Origin of the sequence: Bacteroides sp. GM023 (assembly GCF_014750685.1) — a bacterium.
GTDB lineage: Bacteria > Bacteroidota > Bacteroidia > Bacteroidales > Bacteroidaceae > Bacteroides.
The window spans coordinates 209,084-235,975 of the sequence record NZ_JAAXGE010000005.1 but is presented as its reverse complement, the minus strand read 5'-3'; the positions used below and the strand labels follow the sequence as shown (position 1 = coordinate 235,975).

Annotated in this window: 18 protein-coding genes; 11 read left to right on the top strand and 7 right to left on the bottom strand. The window is 39.9% G+C overall.

Annotated features, from left to right (window positions below; genetic code table 11):
- From hisC to HC965_RS11925, 7 genes are all read right to left on the bottom strand, one after another.
- Positions 1-1,041, bottom strand: coding sequence for a histidinol-phosphate transaminase (gene hisC / locus HC965_RS11955; RefSeq protein WP_191031667.1), 1,041 nt, complete (start codon positions 1,039-1,041; stop codon positions 1-3).
- Between the two features lie 17 nt (positions 1,042-1,058).
- On the bottom strand, positions 1,059-2,348 hold the full coding sequence (gene hisD / locus HC965_RS11950; protein WP_191031666.1) for a histidinol dehydrogenase: 1,290 nt from the start codon (positions 2,346-2,348) through the stop codon (positions 1,059-1,061).
- A 100-nt stretch (positions 2,349-2,448) separates the two neighbouring features.
- Positions 2,449-3,300, bottom strand: a complete 852-nt coding sequence (gene hisG, locus HC965_RS11945) for an ATP phosphoribosyltransferase (protein ID WP_191031665.1) — start codon at positions 3,298-3,300, stop codon at positions 2,449-2,451.
- A gap of 256 nt (positions 3,301-3,556) precedes the next feature.
- On the bottom strand, positions 3,557-4,048 hold the full coding sequence (locus HC965_RS11940; RefSeq protein WP_191031664.1) for a PaaI family thioesterase: 492 nt from the start codon (positions 4,046-4,048) through the stop codon (positions 3,557-3,559).
- A 61-nt stretch (positions 4,049-4,109) separates the two neighbouring features.
- Positions 4,110-5,138, bottom strand: a complete 1,029-nt coding sequence (locus HC965_RS11935; protein ID WP_191031663.1) for a virulence RhuM family protein — start codon at positions 5,136-5,138, stop codon at positions 4,110-4,112.
- Positions 5,139-5,254: 116 nt separating this feature from the next.
- Positions 5,255-7,162 carry a fimbrillin family protein gene (locus HC965_RS11930; protein ID WP_191031662.1) on the bottom strand — a complete coding sequence of 636 codons (1,908 nt, stop codon included), beginning with the start codon at positions 7,160-7,162 and terminating at the stop codon, positions 5,255-5,257.
- A 303-nt stretch (positions 7,163-7,465) separates the two neighbouring features.
- A complete protein-coding gene (locus HC965_RS11925) occupies positions 7,466-8,119 on the bottom strand; it encodes a DUF2490 domain-containing protein (protein WP_191031661.1) in 654 nt (217 codons plus the stop codon).
- A gap of 174 nt (positions 8,120-8,293) precedes the next feature.
- Between HC965_RS11925 and HC965_RS11920 the strand changes: the two genes are divergently transcribed.
- The 11 genes from HC965_RS11920 (at position 8,294) to HC965_RS11870 (ending at position 26,884) form a co-directional block, all read left to right on the top strand.
- Positions 8,294-8,896, top strand: a complete 603-nt coding sequence (locus HC965_RS11920; protein ID WP_191031660.1) for an RNA polymerase sigma-70 factor — start codon at positions 8,294-8,296, stop codon at positions 8,894-8,896.
- Between the two features lie 124 nt (positions 8,897-9,020).
- Positions 9,021-9,998, top strand: coding sequence for a FecR family protein (locus HC965_RS11915; RefSeq protein ID WP_191031659.1), 978 nt, complete (start codon positions 9,021-9,023; stop codon positions 9,996-9,998).
- A 268-nt stretch (positions 9,999-10,266) separates the two neighbouring features.
- Positions 10,267-13,536, top strand: a complete 3,270-nt coding sequence (locus tag HC965_RS11910) for a TonB-dependent receptor (protein WP_191031658.1) — start codon at positions 10,267-10,269, stop codon at positions 13,534-13,536.
- 12 nt (positions 13,537-13,548) lie between these two features.
- A complete protein-coding gene (locus HC965_RS11905) occupies positions 13,549-15,135 on the top strand; it encodes a RagB/SusD family nutrient uptake outer membrane protein (protein WP_191031657.1) in 1,587 nt (528 codons plus the stop codon).
- 27 nt (positions 15,136-15,162) lie between these two features.
- The gene (locus tag HC965_RS11900; RefSeq protein ID WP_191031656.1) at positions 15,163-16,809 is read left to right on the top strand and encodes an FAD-dependent oxidoreductase; all 1,647 of its coding nucleotides are present in this window, start codon (positions 15,163-15,165) and stop codon (positions 16,807-16,809) included.
- Positions 16,810-16,813: 4 nt separating this feature from the next.
- Entirely contained in the window at positions 16,814-18,169 is a 1,356-nt protein-coding gene (locus HC965_RS11895) for a glycoside hydrolase family 2 TIM barrel-domain containing protein (protein ID WP_191031655.1), read from the top strand.
- A 13-nt stretch (positions 18,170-18,182) separates the two neighbouring features.
- On the top strand, positions 18,183-19,397 hold the full coding sequence (locus tag HC965_RS11890) for a hypothetical protein (RefSeq protein ID WP_191031654.1): 1,215 nt from the start codon (positions 18,183-18,185) through the stop codon (positions 19,395-19,397).
- A gap of 85 nt (positions 19,398-19,482) precedes the next feature.
- Positions 19,483-21,798 (top strand): glycoside hydrolase family 3 N-terminal domain-containing protein, encoded by a 2,316-nt coding sequence (locus HC965_RS11885; RefSeq protein WP_191031653.1) that lies wholly within the window; start codon positions 19,483-19,485, stop codon positions 21,796-21,798.
- 8 nt (positions 21,799-21,806) lie between these two features.
- Complete coding sequence (locus HC965_RS11880) at positions 21,807-23,786, top strand: FAD-dependent oxidoreductase (RefSeq protein WP_191031652.1); 1,980 nt, start codon at positions 21,807-21,809, stop codon at positions 23,784-23,786.
- Positions 23,787-23,811: 25 nt separating this feature from the next.
- Positions 23,812-26,046, top strand: coding sequence for a beta-glucosidase BglX (gene bglX / locus HC965_RS11875; RefSeq protein ID WP_191031651.1), 2,235 nt, complete (start codon positions 23,812-23,814; stop codon positions 26,044-26,046).
- A 133-nt stretch (positions 26,047-26,179) separates the two neighbouring features.
- Positions 26,180-26,884, top strand: coding sequence for a pirin family protein (locus HC965_RS11870; RefSeq protein WP_191031650.1), 705 nt, complete (start codon positions 26,180-26,182; stop codon positions 26,882-26,884).
- The last annotated feature ends 8 nt before the right edge of the window (positions 26,885-26,892 follow it).

Sequence of the window (26,892 nt, the reverse complement as noted above, 5' to 3'; positions counted from 1 at the left end):
CTATCCTGGATATTTTTTAAGGACTTCCAATAAGGTGTTATTCTCTGTACGAGTACCAACCGTCACACGCAAACAGTTGCAGCAGAGTGAAACGGTATGACGATTGCGGACAATAATCCCCTCGCCTACCAAATAATTATAGATTTTCACTGCATCCGTTACTTTAGCCAAAAAGAAATTAGCATCGGACGGGAATATCTTAATGGTACACGGAAGTTTTTCAAATTCTTCTTCCAAATAATCACGTTCTTCCTTCAGTGTCTTCACCCAACGTTCTATCTCATAATGCTTATGAAGCATACTGATAGCCTGCTGTTGAGTGAGTTGGTTAACGTTATAGGGATATTTGATTTTACTCAAAATACCAATGATTTCTTCGGATGCAAAAGCCATTCCCAAACGGATAGCGGCACATCCCCAGGCTTTAGAGAATGTTTGGAATACGACAAGGTTAGGATATTTATCCAACTCTCTCAGGAAAGATGGAGCTTTGGAAAAATCACTGTAGGCCTCATCCAGCATCACCAGTCCTTCAAACTGATTCAGAATCTTTTCTATTTCGGAACGAAGCAGATCGTTTCCTGTCGGATTATTGGGTGAGCAAAGGAAAATAAGTTTGGTATGTTCGTCTGTAGCAGCCATTAACTTATCAGCAGAGAACTGGAAGTCATCATCCAATAGCACTTTCCGGTATTCAACATCGTTCACATCTGCACAAACCTGATACATCCCGTAAGTGGGGTCGATAGCTACTACATTATCTTTGCCCGGTTCGCAGAAAGCACGAAAGACTAAATCAATGGCTTCGTCGCTACCATTTCCGAGGAAAATATGTTCGGGAGCTACTTTCTTGATTTTCGACAGCAGTGTTTTCAGTTCGCATTGCATAGGATCCGGGTAACGGTTATGAGGCGTATTGTATGGATTCTCATTGGCATCCAAAAAGACAGAAGCTGTCACTCCTTTATATTCATCACGGGCCGAAGAGTATGGTTTTAGTTTCCAAATGTTCGGACGGGTTAGTTCTTGTAACGTTTTCACTTCTTTGATTTTTTAAGTTATGAATTTTGAATTGCTTTGAGACGGACAGTAACTGCGTTTTTATGTGCATCCAAAAGTTCGTTGGCTGCCATTTCTTCAATAGCCGGGCCGATGGCTTTTATTCCTGCCGGAAGAATCTCCTGGAATGTAATCTTGCGGATGAAACTATCCAAACTTACACCGCTATAGGCTTTGGCATATCCGTTGGTCGGCAAGGTATGGTTAGTGCCCGAAGCATAGTCACCTGCGCTTTCGGGAGTTAATGAGCCGAGGAATACAGAACCGGCATTGATGACACGTTCTGCCACTTCCAAATAGTTTTCTGTCTCGATAATTAAGTGTTCGGGGGCATAGGCATTAGTCAATTCCAGTGCTTCATCCAAATTCTGAACCAAGATCAGTTTGCTGTTTTCCAACGATTTTGCAGCTATCTCACGACGGGGTAATTCTGCCAGTTGACGTTCCACTTCTGCCATCACTTCTGTTTGGAGTTTCTCGGAAGTTGTTATCAACATGGCTTGGCTGTCGACTCCGTGTTCTGCCTGGGAGAGTAAGTCCGCTGCCACGAAAACCGGATTTGCGGATGCGTCAGCCAACACTTCTACTTCGGAAGGGCCGGCAGGCATATCAATGGCAACATCACGCAGACTTACCAATTGCTTTGCTGCTGTCACATATTGATTTCCAGGGCCGAAGATCTTATATACTTTTGGAACGCTTTCTGTGCCATAAGCCATGGCAGCAATCGCTTGTACACCACCTGCCTTGAAAATTTTGTTAACTCCGGCCAGTTGGGCGGCAAAGAGAATGGCAGGGTGGATATTTCCATTTTTATCGGGGGGAGTACAAAGTACGATTTCTTTGCATCCAGCTATTTTAGCAGGGACGGCAAGCATCAATACGGTTGAGAAAAGCGGTGCTGTTCCTCCCGGAATGTATAATCCGACCTTTTCAATACCCACGGCCTTTTGCCAACAGGTTACGCCATTCATCGTTTCCACCTTTTTTCCCACAAAACGTTGGGAAGAGTGGAAGGTTTCAATATTTTGTTTTGCCAGGGAGATGGCGGCTTTCAGTTCATCACTTACTAATGTTTCGGCAACCTGCACTTCTTCAGGAGTCACTGCAAGCGCAGACAAAGTAACTTTATCAAAGGCGGCTTCATATTCCAGTACAGCTTTGTCACCTTCTGCCCTTACCTTATTTATAATAGTACGAACCGTATCGAACAAGTTCTCCGTATTCAGTGCCGGACGTTTCAAGAGTTCCGTCCATTGCTCTTTTGATGGATACTTAATTAATTTCATAGTTTATATTTTATTAGGCACGGATTTCACGGATTACGCGGTATCTGAGATTAGTGACTGCATTATCTGTGTAATCCGTGTAATCTGTGCCTATATATATTTATACAATCATCTTTTCAATCGGCAGCACTAAGATACCTTCTGCTCCCAGTGCTTTGAGTTTTCCGATGATTTCCCAAAAACGTTTTTCATCAAGTACTGTATGAACGGAGCACCATCCTTCTTGTGCCAACGGCATCACGGTAGGGCTTTTCATGCCCGGTAATACGTCAATAATTTCTTCCAGTTTATCTTTCGGAGCATTCATTAATACGTATTTCTTATCCTCGGCAGTTTTTACAGCGTTCATGCGGAACAACAGTTCTTCCAACACTGCTTTTTTCTCATCGCTCATGTCTTTGTTGCCAATCAACAGAGCTTCCGATTTCATCACGACTTCTACTTCTTTCAAACGATTGCTAACCAAAGTAGAACCGGAGCTTACGATATCAAAAATGGCATCAGCCAATCCAATACCCGGAGATACTTCTACCGAACCGGTAATGACATGAATTTCTGCATTCACACCATTCTTTTTCAAGAAGTTGCGAAGGATAACAGGATAAGAGGTCGCTATCTTTTTTCCGTTGAACCATGACAGTCCGGGATATTCCAAATCTTTCGGCATAGCCAATGACAAACGACATTTACTGAATCCTAAACGTTTGATGATTTCCGCATCTTCTTCTTTTTCCGTAAATTCATTCTCACCGACAATTCCTAAATCGGCTACTCCGGTAGCTACTGTCTGTGGAATATCGTCATCACGAAGGAAAAGAACTTCGATGGGGAAATTAGGAGATTGTACCAGTAAGGTACGTTTAGTAGTGCTCAACTTGATATCCGACTCTTCTAAAAGTGCCATTGTCTCTTCGAAGAGACGTCCTTTGGCTTGTACTGCGATTCTTAACATGACTTTATTTAATTATTTATTATTAATTACAAGTATAGTACGTTGAAAAATAAAAAAAGGCTTACCGTATTCGGCAAGCCTTCGTTATCGTTATATAGAGTATACACAATATCATCTATGCCCACCGGTTATTCGTTAGGAAAATGATGATGATGATGTGTAGCTGTATATTTCATATTCTTTTATTAACTGCGACAAAAGTAAAGTATTTGTTTGATACTACCAAACATTTATCACAAAAACTTGAGTTTTCATTTCAAATTAAAGGTAATATCTCCTCCGACTCTACATCACATTGCAGAAAATGCATTTCACTTTTTGCCTTCTCCTGCGAGAAGGTAAAGTAGGTGCAAACGGCTTCTGTACATACGTCACCATCCTTATTGTATAGCTTTGCTTCAATAATGACAATGTTACGCTTTATCTCTTTAATGGATGCACGCAGTACGACATGAGAATCTTTCGTATCAATTGGTTTCCGATAGCGAGTCTCCATTTTTGAGGTTACGCCCGTTGTCTGCAACTTACGAAGCACTGCCCATGCACAAATTTCATCCAACAAAACTGCTTGAATGCCTCCGTGCAATGTATCAATCCAGCCCTGATATGCAGGACGAGGTTTCCAAATGCTCACTATTTCGTCACCGTCTTCGTAAAACTCCATTCTTACTCCTGCTTCATTATTGGGTGCACAACCGAAACAGTTGTATCCTTCCAAGCCTTTCCAGGGATTTATTATCTTCTTCATGGTTCTCTCTTTTTATAAAAACAAAAGTAATATTTATTTTTAATAGCTCAACCTATTTTATTCATTTTTCATCATTCTCAAAATTTAGTAATCCTTTGAAACTGAATTTATCAAAGTCAGATTGAAACAACTGATCTTGAATAATACGATATTTCTCAAATTCACTTTCCGCAAACGCTTTAGCTACATGGGCTGATACAGAACCAATATTATGCAATAAATCATATTCATTAAATTGTAAAAAAGCATCTAACTTTTTCGCCCAATCTTCCATAGTCATTGGAATATGTCGTTCGGCTTGTGTTTCAGCATAATCCAAATACATAGATACAATACGATCCAATCCGTGCAACTCTTTTTCTGTCAGATAGTTCTTTGCAATAGAAACATCACTCTTAAGGACTTTTCCGCTTGGAGAGTTTTTCCATGTAGTCAATCCCATATGTTCTTTTTCACAGTTTGCCCGTTCTATTATTAGCTCAGCAGCAGTATGATGATGAATTGCAAAATGGAGTTTATTCTGTACCGTAGCAAAGAAGTCAAGTGTTGTTTGTGATTTTGGATTGTAATCGAAAGCTGTTACATAGATATCTGTGATTTTTTGGTAGAATAAACGCTCACTAGCTCGGATTTCACGAACTTCTTCCAACAAACTATCAAAATAGTTTTGGTTGAAAAAAGTTCCATTTTTCATCCGTTCCTTATCGATAATATATCCACGAATAACATAATCCCGCAAAACATTCGTTGCCCACTGCCGAAAAGCGGTTGCCCGTTTAGAATTTACCCGATAGCCTACAGCTATAATAGCATCTAAATTATAATGTTTTGTACGATAGCTTTTACCATCGGAAGCAGTTACCGAGAATTCCTCGGTAACTGCTTCCGAGTTTAATTCCCCCTCATTAAATATATTTTTCAGATGAAGAGAGATATTATCTGTTGAACAATCAAACAAAGTAGCCATCAACTTTTGGCTCAGCCAGATTGTTTCATTTTGCAACCGAACCTCAATGCCATCCTCCTTAGCTTGACTGGTAAAAATCAAGAATTCTGCTGTACTATTATGTATTTGAATCTTCTTACTCATATATTATTTTATATTATCAATGATTCTTTTTCCAATCTCCTTATTTACCTATAACCCACATCTTTTCTTCTTCAAATATAAGCAAAATATGAAAAACAAAAATCATTTCTGTGGATTTACTTTCGGATACAACGAATTGCAAAAGCTTTTCTTTCTACACCTGATGCAGCCTTTTCAATCGTATTTGCATCACTTTTCAGATAAAAAACATATTCAGCAATTTCTGTATCTGTATCATCCAACGTCCAATATCCTAAATGTTTACCTTCAAAAATATTTTGATTCGGTTCAACCCACATGCCTATAGGAGTTGCACTAAAACCAGATAAATTATTAGCAGGTTGTACTGTATCTCCATCCTTTAAAGGCAACCAAATACCTGATTTCAACAAAGAAACATCCTCCTTTAGATAGGTACCCAAAAGATTCCAGTCTTTCCAATTTGGAACACTCCAATGTGCGGGTAAGAGACTATTTGATAATACAGCACTGGCAGTATAAAAATAATGTTCTGCATCTGATTGCAAATATCCAGTAGTATTTTCAGTAACTATATCTAGTTGGGTTAGTTCATCACCATTCATATATAAAGTAGTCTCCAAATTGCTCCGCATCCAGTATTGAGTTCCAATCTTCACTAATGGATAATTATGAATCATTCCTCCACGTACATCACGAGCAACATCCTCCAATGCCAAAACAGGTAAAACATTGTCTGCCACAGCTACTGATAATGAGATTTTTCCGTCTGCCATCACATAAACATTATTACGGGCAGCCGAAGTTCCGGCAACATAAGTTAAGGAATTGTCTTCCAAATTCCATAAAACGCTTCCACCATGAACTTTGCCTTTACCTATCTCTCCCAATAATTGTGCAACAATTCCTTGCGATAAATCAACGCTGCCATCGTCTTTCATCGGATAAGCAACAATCGCTTGAGAAGAAAATTCAGGAGTAACTAAGTACTCTTTGCATATTTCAGCAACTTGTTTTCCAGAATTTAGTACTCTGTATACATTCGATTTTTCAAAAGTCAACTTCGAGACATCTACATAGTTATGAAGAGTTATTGATTCGCTCTGATCTACCTCTGTTCCATCCCAATCACCGATTTCTCCACTGACCTTACTCATTAATATATCTTCATCCGCCACAAACGTGATCTTCAATTCTCTCTGCTTACCGCTTTTTAATTGCAAAGTGGAAGGTAATAAGCTAGTATATGGCTTTCCCCCGGCTTCCAACGATATGTACTGGTATCCTACAGTCGTTTCCTGTGGTATCAGAATAAGTTCTTTTCCTACCAGGCAACCATCTTCTATTTTCCATTCACCTGCAGGAGTTATTTTCTCCTCTTCGGAATATGCAGAAAATGCGTTTTTCTGAAAATCGTAAATTGCCTTCGTATAAAACCCATTTACAGAGAGTGTTGGTTTAGCAGCTAATATATCTTCCACATTTTCTCCTTCACCCGGAACAAGAGTTATCTTTAAGCGGAAAAATTGATGATTATAAGTCAAGGCTACGGCTTCTTTACTTGCTAATACATCTTCTTTAGATGCAAGCAAGAAATCTGAATGTGAATAATCTTCAGGTTCATTCTGACTCACTGCAACTGATACTTGCATGGTACTTTCACCCATTGCTACTCCTTCCTGTTGATATGGATAATAACTGATTAAATTCAATGTTACTCCATCGTCCGGATAGTAAACCGATTCATCTGATACAAATTCACCACTGGAAGAAAGCACAAAATGAAGATTATCTGCATAACGTTCTTCTTGCATTGTAGTATTCCCTGCGAGCGCAAACAGACCAACCTCATCCCCTTCTTCAAAATTATTGTTTGCCACACGAGTATTAACGACTTCATGAATATCAGCTACAAATTTCAATGGAATATCTCCATTATTGATTATTTCCTCTTCTTCTGAAATGTGATTCACACAAGCAGTTAGTAGAACTGCACAAAAAAGAAATGAGCCTATTCCCATTAATAGACCATGACATGCTTTCATTATTATTATCTATTAGTCAAAATTAGAAATCTCTGATTGAGCAGAAAAATGACATAAGGGAAGTATTCGCTTGCGGTTATGAGACATTATACAACACGTCTGTTGTGACTGTATCGTCTTTGATTTCCACAAATCATTTTGATTTGCAGGAACAAAAGTATATATTATACTTCAAACTGGAGATATTTTTATTAGGAAATATTTATTTTTTTATTTAATATACAAATAATCAATTATTTACAAGAAGTGCCCATACACAAGAGGTTTTCACTCACACCTTATTATATAAGCAACCCACTATTTTCAGAAAGAATAAACAACTTCTATACCGGCAATATGCCTACCTTTTGAAGACGCATATTGATAACAATAGAATGCATCCAATGACCAACGTTTAGCCAAATCAATCTCTACTCCCGGACGATAACGCATACGGTCCGCTCTCCAAAAAGAAGCATCATCAAGACTTTGATAGATTTCAATAGAAAAGTAAGGAGAAACAATTCCTTTTGCAGGTGCATAAGCCATCTTCAGACGAGAGCGCAAACGAGTTTCTGAATCTCCACGGGCAAAAGTCTGCTGGAACCTTTCACGCAAGGATACTTTCAACCATTGATAACGAAAGCTTGCAACTGCACTGATATGATAACGATGCCTGAAATTCCAGTCCGAATCACCTAAATCACGCAAGTGAGTTTCGTATCCAACACCAAAATTCAAAAAAGAATATGCATGATAAACTCCACCAACAGTAAGCCCCCAACGATCCAATCGACTCATATCATCCTTCGTACGTAATTCCAAATCACCAGAAACTGAAAAGCGGGAATCTATCTTATGATTAACTTTGAATTTGGTCCATGTAGTAAAGTCATCACTTTGTGCCCATACGGAAGACACTACTCCAAACAACAGCATCAATAGCCAAATCCTGGTATTTAATAATATTCTACTCATTGATTATCGGGTTAAAGTTGCAAAGATAGTAAATAATCTCTGGCAAAGAAAAATCATGATACTGAAATAAATCTGAAAAAGATTAGCCACTTCTTTCCTTTTTTATTTCCCGGATTTTACGTACGTTTGTGACATTCTAACAATCCCTTTGTGAATTGAAACCTAAAATGCTATATGTGCGCTACAAATATTCCCGGTAATGAACGTTCGCTTGTTATCCGCCTGATAGCCGGAGATGAGGATGCATTCTGTGAACTTTATGCAGCTTATAAGAATCGCCTGATATACTTTGCCATGCGTTTCCTTAAATCACGCGAATACGCGGAAGACATCTTTCAGGATGCTTTTACTGTAATTTGGGAAAGTCGTCGTTTTATTAATCCTGACGCTTCCTTTTCTTCTTATTTATACACAATTATGCGCAATCGGATTCTAAACCAATTGCGAGAATTGGCAAGCGAAGACCGTTTGAAAGAGCAAATTCTTTCACAAGCTGTAGATTATAGCAATGAGACGAATAATGAAATCTTAGCCAATGATTTACAAAGGGTAATGTCTCGTGCACTAGAGCAACTAACTTCCCGGCAGCGAGAAATATTTGAGATGAGCCGCGAGAAACAAATGTCTCACAAGGAAATAGCAGAAGTATTAGGAATCTCGGTCAACACAGTACAAGAGCATATCTCATCATCCTTGCGTTTGCTTCGTACATATTTAGAAAAGCACTCAATTACCGGTACTGATTTAATTTTACTTCTCATCTGTCTCAACCTTTAGTGATAAATAGTTTCTGCCGGCGCATAAGGTTAAAAGAGGTTAATGACACCCTAGATATTTTCTTCCCTTGTGTATTGATTATATAAAGGGAAAGTTTGAAACACCCGATTTCTAAATAACAAATATGGAGAATACAAAAAAGAATAAAAACCTATATCGCCGTTATGTAGATGATCTCTATACAACAGAAGATGCCCGGCAACTACTGGATAGCCTGCCAAATTCGGATGACCATGAAATATTAAATGAGTTATCTTCGGATATTTGGGAAGAAGCTGCCACGCAACAACCTCTCACAGATCTTGAACGTGAGCACTACAAACGGGAAGCACGCCAATTATTGAAACGCATAGAGCATAAGAAACGTACTTGGTTCCGCCGTATTGCAGTAGTTGCCGTTAGCACGGCAGCAATAGTTTGTCTTGCATTAGGTGGAATGCATTACCTGAAACATCTGAATGAACGACAGATTATTTACATGGAAGCTGCAACTTCCTATGGTGAACGCAAACAGATTCTTCTGCCCGACGGTACTCAACTGACATTAAATTCCTGTTCACATGTCCGGTATCCAAATAACTTCATAGGAGAAGAACGCAAAATAGAGCTGGAAGGTGAAGGATATTTCCAAGTACACAGAAATGAAGAACAGCCCTTCATAGTCAGCACCCGTCGTTTCGATGTACGAGTACTGGGAACCTGTTTTGATATAAAATCCTATTCTTCTGATGAGGTCGTTTCGGTAGAAGTGGAAAGTGGAAAAGTACAGGTAGACTTGCCGGAAGCAATGATGCGGTTAAAAGGGAAAGAACAAGTACTTATCAATACCATTTCAGGTGAATACAGTAAACGTCGGGAAGATCGTCCGGTAGCTATTTGGAAAAAAGGAGGTCTACGTTTCAATAGTACTCCGATACGCGATGTAGCCAAAGAGCTGGAACGAGTTTACAATTGTCGTATTACATTTGCTGACGGGCAATTCAACAATCTTATTTCCGGGGAACATGACAATAAGAGCTTGGAAGCAGTTCTTCAATCCATAGAATACACAAGTGGCATCCGGTATAAAAAAGAAGGAAACCGTATACTACTGCATAAATAGCAAAAAGATGTTAATGGCACCCTAGCATATGACCTGCTTTGTGTATTACCTTATAGAACCTTGAATGTTTAACTTATAATTCTAAAGAAATATATTATGAAAGCACCAAGTTAATTTCATTTCAGAAAAATAGGAGCCGTCTCTCAGAGAAGCCCCTATTCCGTAATCCGGACGGATATTCATTCGTTTCGACCCGTGTGAATAACGTATCTCGTATTACGAGCCTTTGTTTTAAATAATCTATTCAATTACTAAAACGTACAAATTTATGAATAATCTTCCTAATACAAAAAGGAAAGGTAGAAATGTACATTCATTTTTAGCTTTTTTACTATTCGTATGCTTGTCATCACTACCTTATTACATACAAGCACAAGAAAAGAAAAACATTACGCTGGACGTTAAGAATGAAACTGTAGAAAACGTATTCAATCAACTAAGTAAACAGACCGGCTACAAATTCTTTTATGATCAGGAAATTGTAAATGCCGCACCGCGAATTTCAATCAAGGCACGCAACAGTTCATTGCAAAACATTTTGGATAAAATAACAGTACAGACTCATTTATATTTCAATAGGAAAAACAATACAATATCCGTTGGCAAACAAAAAAGCCAGGAAACGGCAAAGTCCGCAAGAACAAAAACAATCAGCGGCACAGTTACAGATCAAAGTGGAGAGCCCATTATCGGAGCCAATGTGTTAGTGAAAGGTACAACAAATGGTATCATTACTGATGTCAACGGACATTACTCTTTAGCAAATGTCACAGAAGATGCGACTATCCAATTCTCATATATTGGCTATCAGACAACTGAAATCAGAGCCAACAGCAAAGAATTAGCCCGGATTATACTAAAAGAAGACAGCGAATTGTTGGACGAAGTAATCGTAGTGGGTTATGGAGTTCAAAAGCGAAGTGATGTTACCGGTGCCATATCTTCCGTTACATCCGAAAAGCTGAATGCCACGCCATCTTCCAGTCTGGGTGAAATGCTGAGAGGACAGGCTGCCGGTGTACAAGTGACGATGGCTAACGCCGCCCCTGGTGGAAGTTCTAATATATTGATCCGAGGACGCCGTTCTCTTTCCGGGGGAAACGATCCTCTTTATATAGTGGACGGAGTTCCGATGAGTAGCATTGATGACATTAATTCCAATGATATAGCATCACTCGAGGTTCTGAAAGATGCATCTTCCCAGTCAATCTATGGTGCACGGGCAGCTAATGGCGTTATCCTGATTACTACCAAACGCGGACAGACCGGAAAGATGAAAATCAGCTATAACACTTACGCCGCTTCACAAAGTATCCATAAAAACTTTGAATTTTACAATGGAGAAGAATGGGCTGCTTTACGTAAAGAAGCATATTACAACGCCAATCTTAGTTATGATGAAGCCGATTGTTTCAGAGGATTAATGCTTGATGTCCTTAAATCAGGAGAGTATGTTGATTGGGAAAAACTAATGATAAGTTCAGCCTGGCAACAAAAGCACGATATCCTGATACAATCCGGTGGGGACAAAACAAAGTATGCACTGGGACTAGGATATTTTGACCAAAATGGTATGGTACCCAATTCGAAATTCCAACGTTTGAGCGGACGATTGAACATTGACCACAAGTTACTGAAAAACCTGACAATAGGTACCAATTTCTTATATACCAAATCATGGAAAAAGACAGCCGACGGTTCCTTCAATTCATTTATTACCATGCCGCCTTTAGCAAAAGTATATAACGATGACGGCTCCCTACGAGAAGATGTAACCGAGGCTGGAGAATCTCATTACAATCCACTATGGAATATCGACTATTCAAACAATAAAAGTCAGACCGACCGGTTATTGATTAATTTCTTTGTAGACTGGAAAATCACCAAAGATTTATCATACCGTGCAAACGGAAGTTTGAACACCAGAACAGTCCATAGTAATACATACCAAGGGACAAAACATACGACAGGCCGCAATAATAACGGAAAAGCAACTGCCGGAACAAGTTTCTCCAATGACTACTTGTTTGAGAATATAGTCAACTATGTAAAGGATTTCAATAAGAATCATCATTTTGATGCGACCTTCATGCAAAGTGTCAATGTGATTGAATGGAAAAACTTAGGAATTAATGGTACCGGCTTTGCTAACGATGATTTGACTTACAATGCAATAGGTTCAGCCAATGAATACGGGACGCCTACCTGGGAATTATCCGATAGAAAACTATTATCTTTCTTGGGACGTGTCAGATATAATTTATTCGAAAAGTATTTATTTACTTTCGCTTTACGCGTAGACGGTTCCTCTGTTTTTGGAAAGAATAATAAATATGGTTATTTCCCTTCGGGAGCATTTGCCTGGAGAATCAATGAAGAATCCTTTTTAAAAGACACCAAATGGTTGTCCAACCTGAAACTTCGTTTAAGCTATGGTGCAGTCGGTAATCAAGGAGTTACCCCTTATAAGTCACTCGGATTGACCGACAGATACCTGACTGAGTTCGGAGATAAAACGGTCATCGGTTATTTGCCCGGTACAGAATTGACTAATCCCAATTTGAAATGGGAAACATCCACTTCAGGGAATATCGGACTTGATTTCGGATTCTTCAACGGAAGAATTAATGGTACAATAGAGTACTACAACACCAAAACTACAGATTTGCTTGTCACCAAGTCTATCCCAAGTTCATTGGGTTATTCCACCCAAACAGTGAATCTGGCAGAAATGAAAAATAATGGTATTGAAATAACGCTTAATGCCACTCCCGTCAAAATAAAAGATTTCAGATGGGATGTAAACTTCACTTTTACAAAAAACAAGAATGAGATTAAAAAGATAGACGGACAAGTCGACGAGAACGGAAAACCACTTGATGATGTCAATAACAAATGGTTTGTCGGACATCCGATGAACGTCTACTACGACTATGTATTTGATGGCATTTGGCAGAAAGATGATGATATTGCAAATTCTCATATGCCGACAGCTACTCCGGGAAGTATCAAACTACGTGACGTGAACAATGATAATCAAATTACAGCTGATGACAGGGTAGTGATGCAACGCGATCCCAAATGGATAGGTACAGTCGGAACCTCCTTCAATTATAAAGGTTTTGACTTATCTGCCGACTTGTATATTTCTCATGGTGGTATCATGTATAACCCGTATCTGACAACATTTGAAAATGGTGGTGACCTGACAGCCAAACGAAATGGGATAAGACGCAATTACTGGACACAGAATAACCCGTCCAATGAAGCTCCGGCTCCCAATATGACTCAGGCGCCCGCATATATCAGTTCATTGGGTTATCAGGATGCTTCATATGTTCGTCTACGAAACGTCACCTTCGGATACAATTTCCCACGCTCACTAATCAGCAAAGCCTATATGCAAAGTCTGAGACTCTATATGACACTGTCCAATTTCTGGACAAAAACCGACGTACAGGCTTATGGTCCGGAACAAACTCCGGGAGATTATCCTGAGCCCAGGACTGTATTATTTGGATTGAATGTGACATTTTAATTAAATAAAATCATGAAAAAGAGTATATTATTAATATTTACAGCCTGCTTCCTTATCAATAGTTCCTGCTCTGACTTCCTGGATGAGGAGCATAAGACTAAATACAGTTCCGAGTATGTATTTGGAACGCCGGAAGGACTTAAGCTAGCCGTCAATGCACTATATGCATTACAACGTTACTATGCAAATGATACCGAAAATGCCACAATTTTCGCATTGGAAAGAGGAACTGATTTGGCCGTAACCAATGGCGGAACCGGTAATTTCTATGGAATATATGATCCTAATTATTTAAAGCCATCCGCCACTCAGGTCGGTTTTATGTGGCGTACAATGTATCAAATCATAGGTAAATCAAATGAAATAATCGCTGCTGCCGAAAAACTGGAAGATACTCCTTCATTACGGGAAACTGTCTCAGAAGCCAAATGCTTTAGAGCCCAGTCTTATTTCTTGCTATATCGTACATTTGACAGAATATGGCTTAATGTATTGCCGACTACTGCCGAAAATGTCAATGATCCAAGAGATTTTCATGCAGCTTCCGAGAAAGAAGTATTTGAACTGATTTATCAAGATTTGGATTATGCCATTACAAACCTCGACTGGGTATCCAATGAAGCAGGAAGATTCACTCAGGCTGCCGCCCGTCATATGAAAGCTAAGGCTGCATTATGGCTTAAAGACTGGGATACCACTCTGGAACAGGTCAAAGAAATAGAGAAGTCAGGCCATTTTGATTTAATCGCAGTAAATGAAGTATTTAATGCCGGAGACTTGAATCACAAAGAAGCGCTAATGGTGCAACAGTGGAGTAAAAATCCGGGAGGAAACTTATCGAATGCCACTCCGAAAGGAAATTATTATGCAGCCTACTTCATCGCCCAGTACCGTACTGAAATCGGAGGAACCGCCGAATATGCCTGTTCCTATGATAATTGGGGATATACATATGGAAGATGTCTTCCCAGCCCATATTTGTTTTCACTATATGACAAAGCCAAGGACAAACGTTATCAGGAGTATTATATACACCAGTATAAGAACACGACTGAAAAAAATATCACATACGGATCGGCTACAGTAAAACCCGGAGATTATTTTCCATTATATAAAAATGGAAGCATCAATAAGAATGTATACCCGGGATGTATCAAGTATGGAGACAAATGGACACGTACAGCTTCCGAAACTCGTGGTTATAAAGACGTTATAACGTATCGTCTCGCCGAATCTTATATAATGGCAGCCGAAGCAGCTTTGATGAAGAACGACCAGACTTTGGCTAAATACTATTATAACAAAACTTGGGAAAGAGCTGGGAACGATAAATTTACCGGTACGCTTACTATGAAAGATATTATGGATGAGCAGGCTCGCGAGCTATCTTTCGAAGGTGACAGATGGTATTTTCTGAAACGACTGGGAATACTTATCGAACAAGTCAAGGCATACGCCGGAGATCCGGAAATTCCGGCATCCATTCTCGGCCGCAATAATCTCCCTGCCAACCCTCACTTTGTGAGATGGCCGATACCTGAAGCTGAGGTTATCAATATGGGAGCCGAAAACTTCCCGCAAAATGTAGGATATAAATAATAACTGAAAACAACATATATAAATAAGATGAAGAAAAAGATTACCATATTAACACTGCTGTTTTGTTCTTTAGTTACGGGATTGTTTGCCAGTTCTCCACGATATGACATTTGTATATACGGAGAATCGGCTTCCGGAGTAATCGCAGCAATACAAGGCGCACGTATGGGTAAGAAAGTGGTACTTGTATCCAAGAACAACCATGTAGGCGGTCTTGTCACATCGGGACTGACAGCTACAGATATGAATCGCAATGATCTCATAGGAGGAATTACCAAAGAATTCTACAACAAAATATATAACTACTACCTGCAACCCGAAGTTTGGCGCAATCAAGACAGGGAATCATTTATGATTTCTACGCTAAAGCGTACCTATAGAGGGAAAAATGATGAAAGACAGATACAGTGGGTTTATGAATCCTCAGTAGCTGAAAGAATTATGCTGGATATGCTGAAAACAGCAGGAGTTGAAATCCTCTTCAATCACCGGCTCGATTTGAACAAGAACGTTCAAAAGGAAGAGAACATAATTAAAAGTATCCAACTAGAAAACGGAAAATCAATCGAGGCAAAAATGTTTATTGACGCTTCCTATGAAGGAGACCTTTTAGCGCGTGCAGGAATATCTTATACAGTGGGACGTGAATCAAATCTTCAATACGGCGAAACGTATAACGGCATCCGCATTAATTATGATCAAGGGAAAGACCTGACAAAGATAAGTCCCTATATCAAAGAAGGAAATGCTAAATCCGGTACCTTGCCCTATGTGACAGCACAAGAATGGGGTAAACAAGGGGATGCGGACAAACGTGTACAGGCTTACTGTTACAGAATGACTCTGACAAACGACCCCGACAATCGCATATCCATTCAAAAGCCAAAGAATTATAATCCATTGTGGTATGAAATATATGTGCGCATGCTAAAGTTAGAACCTGAAACAAAACTTCAGCAAATTATAACATTGACTCCCATGCCTAACAAAAAAACAGATACCAACCATTTGGACTTTTTCGGAGCAAGCTATAACTACGCAGAAGCTGACTATAAGACCAGGCAGGAAATAGAACAATTGCATAAAGATTATGCTTTGGGGATGCTATGGTTTTTAGGGCATGACAAACGTGTACCGGAACATATCCGCAAGGAGATGCTGGACTGGGGATTACCTAAGGATGAATTTGCCGACACTCATAATTTCCCTTATCAAATCTATGTACGGGAAGCTCGCAGAATGATCGGAACATTTGTAATGACAGAAAAGAATGTACGCAAAACAGATCGTACATTGGCCGATCATTCAGTCGGTTTAGGTTCTTATGCCTTAGACTGTCATTATGTATCACGTGTGATCGACCAGGAAGGCAAGTTGCGAAATGAAGGAACCATATTCGCGCCTACCACGCCTTACCCTATCAGTTACTATTCACTGACTCCTAAAGAAGAAGAATGCGCTAACTTATTAGCAACCGTATGTTTATCATCTTCTCATGTCGCTTATAGTACAATCAGGATGGAACCGGTATATATGATACTAGGACAATCAGCAGCCACTGCCGCTGCTATGGCTATAGATTCAGACCTACCCGTTCAGAAAATTTCCTATGATGTATTGAAGTATAAATTACTGCAGGACGGACAATTATTATCAATACCAACTAAAAAATAAAATTATGAAGCTAAAATACATATTTACATCATTCTTTGTCTTGGCCGCCATTCTGAATGCATCGTGTTCAGACAACGACAACTATACGATACCCAAAGGTTCCTTTGAGGAAAAACCCGTTGTGCCCCCTGTCAAGGTTGAGACATCAAAAGTGAACGGAAAGTGGAGATTATTGGTGGACGGTCAGGAGTTATATGTCAAAGGTGCTGCCAGCAACAACTTCTATGCGGAAGCAGCCGACTTCGGGGCCAATGTTGTCAGAACCTACGGAGTCTCCGATAAGAGTAAGGCTATCCTGGATGCTGCGCAGGAAAAAGGAATCTATGTCAATTTCGGACTATATGTAAAAAGAGAAACTGATGGCTTTGATTACAATAACGAAGCAGCAGTAAAAGCGCAGTTTGATGAAATGAAAGCAGCAGTTGAACGCTTTAAAGACCATCCGGCACTCTTGGTTTGGTCGATAGGTAATGAAGCGGAAGCAAGCTATACCAATCTCAAACTTTGGGATGCAATCAACGACATAGCCAAGATGATTCACGAAATTGATCCTAATCACCCTACCACAGTGGCATTAGCATCTTCAAATGTAAATCATATCAAGAATATTATAGAAAAGGCCCCACATATAGATATTCTTTCAGTCAATTCATATGCACCTAATCTTCCGGGAGTATTGGGAAATCTTCAATCTGCCGGCTGGACGAAACCTTATATGATTACGGAGTTCGGCCCGCGTGGCACATGGCAAATGAATCCCGAGCCGGAAAGAGTTTTGCCATGGGGTGGCTTAGTAGAACAAACCAGCAGTGAAAAAGAGGCTGATTACCTGAAAGCCTACCAAGAGAGTATAGCCGCCAATAAAGACAACGGTTGTTTGGGTTCCTTTGTATTCCTATGGGGATACCAAACTCATGGAGAAGTACTGACTTGGTATGGGTTATTTGACAAAAAAGGATACACCTTTCCTGCAGTAGATGCCATGCAATATGCATGGACAGGGAGCTATCCAACGAATCGGGCTCCGGTAATAGCCACACGTAATGATATGCTTATGAATGGTAAGAAAGCAGAAGATATTATTACAGTCAGCCCGAACTCATCCAATGAAGCTAAAGTTACAGCCACTGATCCTGACGGAGATGCATTGACCTACGACTGGATGATAATGAAAGAAAAAACAGCTTCTTCAGATGGTAGCTTACCGGATGGTATCACGGGGCTAATAGACGATAACACAAAAAAAGAAATCACATTCAAAGCCCCTTCATCAGCCGGTGGTTATCGTCTGATAGTCTTCGTACGCGACGCTAAAAATAAGAAAGTAGCAAGTGCAGTTATCCCATTTTTAGTTCAATAAAAAATTATCGACTATGAAACTATTAAAATATAAATTAGGCGTTTTGTTATGCCTTACAACTATCTTCTTCATTGCTTGTGACAGTGATGATGAAAGTATACAGCAGAATCCGAAACCAACTATTAAATTCACGAAAGTTGGAAACGAACCTGTTATTGCCTATCCGGGAACAGAACTTAGTTTTTCTGTTGAGATGGCAGCCACAGCCGGTATCAAAAGAGTGGTCACCGTGCTCGATTCACAAGAAATACCGGGAAGTGCGAAAGAGTATCCGGAGAATACGGAGAAGGATTCATATAGCGTATCATACACCATTAAATCAGAAGAAGTGGGCAAAACACTGAATTTTGTAATATTGGCTTATGATAATGAAGAAAAGAAATCCACTGCCGAATATGCAGTATATATCCAGGCAGCTAAACCGGAGATTGATACAAAGATTCCTGATACTGCGCCGGAAACGGTTACCGCAGGAGAAGTGATAGCTTTCGACATCGAAATTACTTCCACAGCAGCGCTAAGAAGCATAAAAACATACCTGGGAGATGTAGAGATCACAGAACTTAGCAAAGAGATTTTTGAGAATCCCAACAGTGATACATATGCGTTCTCATACACAACTACAGATTTAGATGCCGGACAAACTTTGTCATTCGCTTTCGAAGTGATGGATGCCAATGGCGGAATTGTAAGAACCGGATACAGTGTAGAGGTAACAAGAGCTGTGGAATTAGACATAAATGAATTCTATGGACTTCAAATCGGAGCACAAACCAGCACGGACGCAGGACCTTTCTTAAATACGACCAATGGGGAAATTTATGTACGGGACGGAGCTGCTGCAAAATCAGCTGACATTGACATCACCTTGTTCTATAGTAACGGCTCATACGGCTATTATTTCGTATCTCCGTCTGACGCAAGTATCGAAGCTATTTTTAAAGCACCGGATGCAATAACAACCTGGGAACATCGTAATAGTACCAAATTAAAAGTTATCCAAATAACTCCGGATGAGTTCCTGGCAATCAATTCTACTGAAATGATTCAGAACCTCTACACGAACTCTTCCGGAGCAGAAGTCGAAAAACTGACAGACAAGTTGGGAGTAGGCTCCATCATTGGATTCAAAACCGTTGCCGACAAATATGGTATTATGATTGTCAAATCATTTGCCAGCGGTAGCGCGAAAGGAAATGTCACCATTGATATGAAAGTGGAAAAATAACCTGTTTCTCAATATAATTTAATTCTTAACCGCCCTTATTTATTATAGAAATAGGGGCGGATTAGAAACTATTATCTATAAAACAATGAAAATAAAATTAGTATCAATCCTATTAATAGCCTGTCAGTCCTTTGTATTCGGGGCTAATGGCATACCCGAACAAGCGATTTATCTTGATTCTTCCCAACCTGTCCCGAAAAGAGTCGAGAATCTGATGTCTTTAATGACTTTGGAAGAAAAGATTGCCCAAATGTGTCAATATGTAGGACTGGAACATATGCGTGACGCAGAAAAGAATATCACAGAAGAAGAACTGCTGAACGGTCACGCCAGAGGATTCTATAAAGGGCTGCACTCCACAGGAGTAGAGCGAATGGTTACACAGGGAGAAATAGGTTCATTTCTTCATGTTCTGACTCCTGAGGAAGCCAATCATCTGCAAAAGCTAGCAGAAAAGAGCCGCCTGAAAATACCTTTACTGATAGGAATTGATGCCATACATGGAAACGGGCTCGTCAGCGGCTCCACTATTTATCCGTCTCCCATAGGAATGGCTTCTACATTTGCTCCCGCCCTGATAGAAAAAGCTAGCAGGCAGACAGCCGTGGAGATGCGTGCCACAGGCTCTCATTGGGCATTTACCCCTAATATAGAGATAGCTTGTGATGCCCGTTGGGGAAGAGTTGGAGAAACCTTCGGAGAAGATCCGTATTTAGTGTCCCGGATGGGAGTAGCAGCTATAAAAGGGCTGCAAACTGATAATATTACAGGAGTAAATACCGTACTAGCTTGTGCCAAACATCTGGTTGCAGGGGGAATAGCCAATAATGGAACCAATGCCGGCCCGGTAGAGTTAAGTGAAGGAAAACTAAGAAATTCCTTTTTACCCCCCTTCAAGGCAGCTATACAGGAAGCACAGCCTTTTACCCTTATGCCGGCGCATAATGAACTGAATGGAATCCCATGTCATGCAAACAAATGGTTGATGTCCGATATCATGCGTAATGAATACGGATTTGACGGATTCATAGTAAGTGACTGGATGGATATGGAAGCGATTAGTACCCGCCATCGGATTGCCGAAAATGCGACCGATGCATTCTTCCTGTCTGTGGATGCCGGAGTAGATATGCATATGCATGGCCCAGTATTTTCCGATGCTATTCTGAAACTAATTAAAGAAGGCAAACTTACCGAAGAGAGAATTAATAAAGCATGTGCCAAGATACTGGAAGCTAAGTTCCGATTAGGATTATTCGAGAATCGTTATGTCACAGAAGGCAATATAAAAAGAACAGTTTTCACCAAAGAACATCAACAAACCGCCTTAGAGATCGCCCGACGTTCGATTGTTTTGCTGAAAAATGAAAATATACTTCCTATTGATACAAGAAAATTCAAAAAGATACTTATAACAGGCCCTAATGCAAATAATCAGTCTATTATGGGTGACTGGGTATTTGAGCAGCCGGAAAAGAATGTCTCAACCATACTGAAAGGCATAAAAAAGGAAGCATCCGATATAAAAGTCAATTATGTAGATGTCGGTTGGAATCTGCGAGCATTGGATGACGGGAAGATAGAAGAAGCGATACAGACAGCAAGTTCTTCGGACTTGGCAATCGTCGTAGTCGGTGAGGATTCTTTCCGACAGCATTGGAAAGAGAAAACATGTGGAGAGAACAGAGATCGTATGGACATCACTCTTTGGGGTAAACAGAATTATCTTGTAGAATCCATTCACAAGACAGGAATTCCTACTATTGTTATTCTGATAAACGGACGTCCTCTTGCCACCGAATGGATTTCTGAAAATATCCCGGCTATTATTGAAGCTTGGGAACCGGGCTCCATGGGTGGGAAAGCCGTTGCTGAAATCCTTTTTGGTAAAGTTAATCCTAGCGGAAAGTTACCCATCACTATCCCACGGCACGTAGGGCAGATTTCAACCGTATATAATCACAAGCCATCTCAATTTCTTCACCCTTATATCGACGGAAATAAAACACCGCTATATTCTTTCGGATATGGTCTAAGTTATACTTCTTTCAAGTACGATCACCTTAAAGTGAATAAAACGGATTATAATGCCGGCGAAGAAATAGAAGTGACTGTGAATGTTAGCAATACAGGAGAGAGAGAAGGGGAAGAAGTCGTTCAACTTTATATCCGGGATGACTTTAGCAACACAACACGTCCGGTAAAAGAGTTGAAACGTTTTCAACGTATTCTTTTAGATAAAGGGGAAAGCAAAGTAGTAACATTCACCTTAAATAAAGAAGACCTGTCCTACTATAATCATAAAGCGGAATATGTATTGGAATCGGGTTCATTCACCGTTATGGTGGGAGGCAGTTCTTTGGATACGGATCTGCAAAAAGTCAAGTTTAATATAAAATAAAATCGGATATGAAGAAACTTATTTTATCATTGACCGTCCTTACTCTGCTATTCAGTTGCAAGAGTAATCCAAAAGAAGAGTACGATATATGTATATATGGCGGTACCTCTGCCGGAGTAATAGCAGCATACTCTGCTAAATTGTTAGGAAAAAAAGTATTGCTTATTGAGCCGCAAAGCCGTCTCGGCGGACTAACTTCCGGCGGACTGGGCTTTACCGATATAGGAAACAAACAAGTAGTAACCGGATTATCGAAAGACTTCTACCGTCGCTTAGGAGCTCATTACGGTAAACTAGAGCAATGGATATTCGAACCTAAAGTGGCAGACAGTATCTTCAATGATTATGTGAAACGGGCAGATATTGAGGTGTTATACAGATATAGAATCACAGAAGCCCGTCTTACAGACGGATATATAGAAAATATTGCTTTGGAAAGCTCTGACGGAACCAAGCCTGACAAATCCATATCTGCCAAAGTTTTTATTGATTGTACGTATGAAGGCGACTTAATGGCAAAAGCAGGTGTTTCTTATACGATAGGGCGGGAAGATAATAAGCTGTATCATGAGACTTATAATGGTGTACAACTTATGAAAGGGCATCAATTTCCCGATGGAATAGACCCATACAAGGTACAAGGTGATTCTACAAGTGGATTATTATGGGGAATTAGTCCTGCTGCACTTTCACCTGACGGAACAGGCGACAAGTTAGTACAGGCATATAATTACCGCATTTGCCTTACTAACGATCCTATAAATAAAGTTGAAATTACCCGCCCGGAAAATTATGATTCCACTAAATATGAATTACTGCTACGTTTATTCGATGCACAACCCGATAAAAGGAGATTAAACCACTATTTCATTTGGAGTCGGATGCCGAACAACAAGACAGATATAAATAATCGGGGAGGATTTTCCACTGATATGATTGGAATGAATCATAACTATCCGGAAGCATCCTACGAAGAAAGGGAAAAAATAATCAAAGCACATAAAGACTATACCCAGGGATTGCTTTATTTCTACAAGTCCGATCCCAGAGTTCCCCTAAAATTAAGAGATGAAATTCAAGCATGGGGATATCCTAAAGATGAATACATAGAAGACAATCATTGGTCACCTCAATTATATATCAGAGAAAGCCGGAGAATGGTAGGCGACTATGTAATGACACAAGCACATTGTGAGGGACGGGAAACTGTAACTGATGGTATTGGCATGGCTGCATATACCATGGATTCCCACAACTGCCAGCGCATAGTTGTCAGATATATGGTAAAAAATGAAGGAAATGTGGAAATTGGCGGAGGGCTCCCCTACCCTATATCCTATCGTTCCATCATCCCCAAGGAAGAAGAATGTAAAAACTTACTTGTTCCCGTTTGTCTCTCTGCCAGCCACATCGCTTATGGTTCCATTCGTATGGAACCCGTGTTTATGGTATTAGCTCAATCTGCCGCCATCGCTGCAACGGAAGCAATCAACACGGGAAGTGTACAGTCTATTGATATAAAGAAAGTACAGGCAGTATTGCATGAGAATCCTTTATTGGACGGTAGTTTTTCTGAAATACTTATAGATGACAGTGAACTGGATATGTCTGCCAATAATGATTGGGAAATTATAAGAAAGCAGGGAGGATATGGCCCGACTTTCCTGAAATCCAAGAAACACAACAGTTCACCCGTTCGTTTCACTCCGACGATAGAGCATGAAGGAAAATATAAGGTATATACTTATTATCACATGAGAAAAGACATATCACCAACTATCACATATTCCATATCAGATGGAAGCAATAGCTGGGCAACTGTTATCAATAAAGACAGCGTAAAAGTAGAGGGACAAACTACGGGCGAGTGGATAGCACTGGGAACATACGATTTTCATAAAAACTCCATTCCCTATGTAGAAGTATCGACCGGAAGTGCAACCGGAACAGTTATAGCTGACGCTGTACTATTTATACCTATTAAATAAACATATATACAAACTTTACATATACATGAAAAAGAATTTGTGTTTGCTATACCTGTTATCAATATTTTGTTATTCACATGCTCAAAATGAGAATCGGAATTTAGAGCAAAAGATTGACTCAACACTATCGAAAATGACTATCCGGGAAAAGATAGGTCAATTAAACCAACTTGACGGACGCGGTACAATTGAAGATTTGAAAGTAATCATACGAAAAGGAGAAATTGGCTCGGTAATGAATGTTACCGAGCCCAAAGTTGTCAACGAACTACAGAAAATAGCTTGCGAACAATCAAGAACCGGCATCCCATTAATTTTCACACGTGATGTTGTCCATGGATTCAAAACGATGCTTCCCATACCTCTCGGACAAGCTGCCACCTTCAATCCGGAACTGATACAAGAAGGTGCAAGAGTAGCAGCCATAGAAGCAACAGAGCATGGCATCAGATGGTCGTTTGCTCCCATGATAGATATATCCCGGGATGCCAGATGGGGACGTATTGCCGAAAGTTTTGGTGAAGATACATACCTGACGGAAAAAATGACTATTGCCGTAGTGAAAGGATTTCAAGGTGATAATCTGGCAGATGCCCGGTCAATGGCGGCATGTGCCAAACATTTCATTGGATATGGAGCAGTAGAGGGTGGACGGGATTATAATTCAACTCATATTCCGGACAGGCAATTAAGGGATGTTTACCTGCCACCTTTTGAGAAGGCAATAAAAGCAGGTTGCTCCAGCATAATGACTTCATTTAATGATAATGACGGAATTCCGGCTACTGGTAATAGCACATTATTAAAGGACATTCTTCGCAAAGAATGGGGCTTTGACGGAGTGGTTGTTTCCGATTGGGGCTCTGTGACTGAAATGATAAAACATGGTTTCGCAGAAGACAGAAAAGATGCAGCCCGAAAAGCCATAGAAGCCGGACTGGATATGGAAATGTCTTCCAAATCATTCATTCAGCATTTGGAAGAGCTGATAGCTAAAGATATAGTATCTGAAGCAACACTGGATAACGCAGTGCGAAATGTGCTAAGATTAAAATTTAGGCTCGGTTTGTTTGATTCTCCATATACGGATATAAATAGACCTGAAGAAACATATTCCGGGAAACATTTAGCGACAGCCAAGAAAATTGCAGAGGAATCAATTGTTTTATTAAAAAATGAAAGTAACACATTACCTCTATCTTCCCGGATTAAAAATCTTCTAGTAGTAGGTCCATTGGCCGATGCTCCTCACGACCAACTTGGCACCTGGACAATGGATGGAGAAATAGAAAGAACACAAACACCTATAAAAGCACTAAGAGAAATGTATGGTGACAAAGTGAAAATCCATTTTATTAAAGGATTGGAATATAGTAGAGATAAAAATACGTCTACTTTCAATCAGGTATTAGCGAAGGCACGCCAAGTAGACGCTATTATAGCATTCATGGGCGAAGAAGCTATCTTATCGGGAGAAGCACATTGTTTGGCTGATATAAAATTACAAGGAGCGCAATCTGAGCTTATCAAAGAGTTAAGCGAAACAAATAAACCACTAATTACAGTCATTATGGCCGGACGCCCATTAACTATCAGCGAGGAACTAAACCTATCTGATGCTGTTCTATATGCCTGGCATCCCGGGACAATGGGCGGTAATGCACTGGCTGACATTCTTTTTGGTAAATCAACACCGAGCGGTAAGCTACCGGTTACTTTTCCGAAGGCGGTAGGACAAATTCCCATTTATTATAACCATACTAATACCGGACGTCCGGCCACTGGAAAAGAAAAGTCTTTAGACGAGATACCTTTAAATGCCAAACAGTCGGTATTAGGACATTCTTCCTATTATCTTGATTTAGGAACACAACCTCTATTCCCATTTGGATATGGTCTTTCATACACAACTTTTCAGTATTCTGATTTAAAAGTAGCCCAAGCAATAGTTACTCCGAACGACACACTTTCAATCAGCGTCAAAGTGAAAAATACCGGGCAATATAAGGGAACAGAAGTTGTACAACTCTATATATCAGACCTTGTAGGTTCAGTCACCCGCCCAGTAAAGGAACTAAAGGGATTTAAAAGAATAGAATTGGCTCCAAGTGAAGAAAAGGAAGTAGTATTCGAACTCCCACTACATAGTTTGGCGTTTTGGAATATTGATATGAAAAAGGTCGTGGAACCGGGCAAATTCAAAATAATGGTCGGCACTGATAGTGAAAGCGGATTGGAAACTTTCTTTGCGGTAAAATGACAGCAGCATTAAAGTAAGAAATATCTTTGATTAGTCAACGTCGGGAACTTTATATACTCTTTCATTGTTATTGTAGTAGTAAAGTGCAAACAATACGCACAACAAAGTTCTATTTAAAAAAGAAAGGAAGATTATGAAAAAAGTAATCGACAGAGCTTCGTCAAGAGGCTATTTTAACCACGGCTGGCTCAAGACTCATCACACATTCAGCTTTGCCAACTATTACAATCCGGAAAGAATTCATTTCGGAGCATTGAGAGTGCTGAATGATGATAGTGTAGACCCTTCAATGGGATTTGATACACATCCGCATAAAAATATGGAAGTTATTTCCATCCCTCTGAAAGGATACCTGAAGCATGGTGACAGTGTACAAAATACGAAAACCATTACTCCGGGAGACATTCAGGTGATGAGTACGGGTAGCGGAATCTATCATAGTGAATACAACGGAAGTGACAAGGAACAACTGGAATTTCTGCAAATATGGGTATTTCCACGAGTCGAAAACACGAAGCCGGAGTATAATAACTTCGATATCCGCCCGTTGCTGAAACAGAACGAGCTGTCACTGATTCTTTCTCCTAACGGTAAGACACCTGCTTCTATCAAACAGGATGCATGGTTCTCTATGGGAAATTTCGATATGGAAAAAACAATAGAGTACAAGATGCACCAGGAAGGAAACGGAGTTTATATCTTCGTCATCGAAGGAGAAATCACAGCAGCGGAAGAACGTCTGTCCAAGCGTGACGGTATTGGTATCTGGGATACTAAATCATTCCCGATACATATATCAAAAGGAACCCAACTTCTGCTAATGGAAGTACCGATGTAATTTCATCA

What these genes read in the sequence shown, in the direction of transcription:
- HC965_RS11900 (WP_191031656.1), top strand. Translation starts at nt 15,163, where the DNA reads ATGAAGAAAAAGATTACCATATTAACACTGCTGTTTTGTTCTTTAGTT.
- bglX (WP_191031651.1), top strand. Translation starts at nt 23,812, where the DNA reads ATGAAAAAGAATTTGTGTTTGCTATACCTGTTATCAATATTTTGTTAT.
- HC965_RS11935 (WP_191031663.1), bottom strand. Translation starts at nt 5,138, where the DNA reads ATGAGTAAGAAGATTCAAATACATAATAGTACAGCAGAATTCTTGATT.
- HC965_RS11870 (WP_191031650.1), top strand. Translation starts at nt 26,180, where the DNA reads ATGAAAAAAGTAATCGACAGAGCTTCGTCAAGAGGCTATTTTAACCAC.
- HC965_RS11880 (WP_191031652.1), top strand. Translation starts at nt 21,807, where the DNA reads ATGAAGAAACTTATTTTATCATTGACCGTCCTTACTCTGCTATTCAGT.
- HC965_RS11920 (WP_191031660.1), top strand. Translation starts at nt 8,294, where the DNA reads ATGTGCGCTACAAATATTCCCGGTAATGAACGTTCGCTTGTTATCCGC.
- HC965_RS11930 (WP_191031662.1), bottom strand. Translation starts at nt 7,162, where the DNA reads ATGAAAGCATGTCATGGTCTATTAATGGGAATAGGCTCATTTCTTTTT.
- HC965_RS11885 (WP_191031653.1), top strand. Translation starts at nt 19,483, where the DNA reads ATGAAAATAAAATTAGTATCAATCCTATTAATAGCCTGTCAGTCCTTT.
- hisG (WP_191031665.1), bottom strand. Translation starts at nt 3,300, where the DNA reads ATGTTAAGAATCGCAGTACAAGCCAAAGGACGTCTCTTCGAAGAGACA.
- HC965_RS11910 (WP_191031658.1), top strand. Translation starts at nt 10,267, where the DNA reads ATGAATAATCTTCCTAATACAAAAAGGAAAGGTAGAAATGTACATTCA.
- HC965_RS11940 (WP_191031664.1), bottom strand. Translation starts at nt 4,048, where the DNA reads ATGAAGAAGATAATAAATCCCTGGAAAGGCTTGGAAGGATACAACTGT.
- HC965_RS11890 (WP_191031654.1), top strand. Translation starts at nt 18,183, where the DNA reads ATGAAACTATTAAAATATAAATTAGGCGTTTTGTTATGCCTTACAACT.
- HC965_RS11895 (WP_191031655.1), top strand. Translation starts at nt 16,814, where the DNA reads ATGAAGCTAAAATACATATTTACATCATTCTTTGTCTTGGCCGCCATT.
- HC965_RS11905 (WP_191031657.1), top strand. Translation starts at nt 13,549, where the DNA reads ATGAAAAAGAGTATATTATTAATATTTACAGCCTGCTTCCTTATCAAT.
- HC965_RS11915 (WP_191031659.1), top strand. Translation starts at nt 9,021, where the DNA reads ATGGAGAATACAAAAAAGAATAAAAACCTATATCGCCGTTATGTAGAT.
- hisD (WP_191031666.1), bottom strand. Translation starts at nt 2,348, where the DNA reads ATGAAATTAATTAAGTATCCATCAAAAGAGCAATGGACGGAACTCTTG.
- HC965_RS11925 (WP_191031661.1), bottom strand. Translation starts at nt 8,119, where the DNA reads ATGAGTAGAATATTATTAAATACCAGGATTTGGCTATTGATGCTGTTG.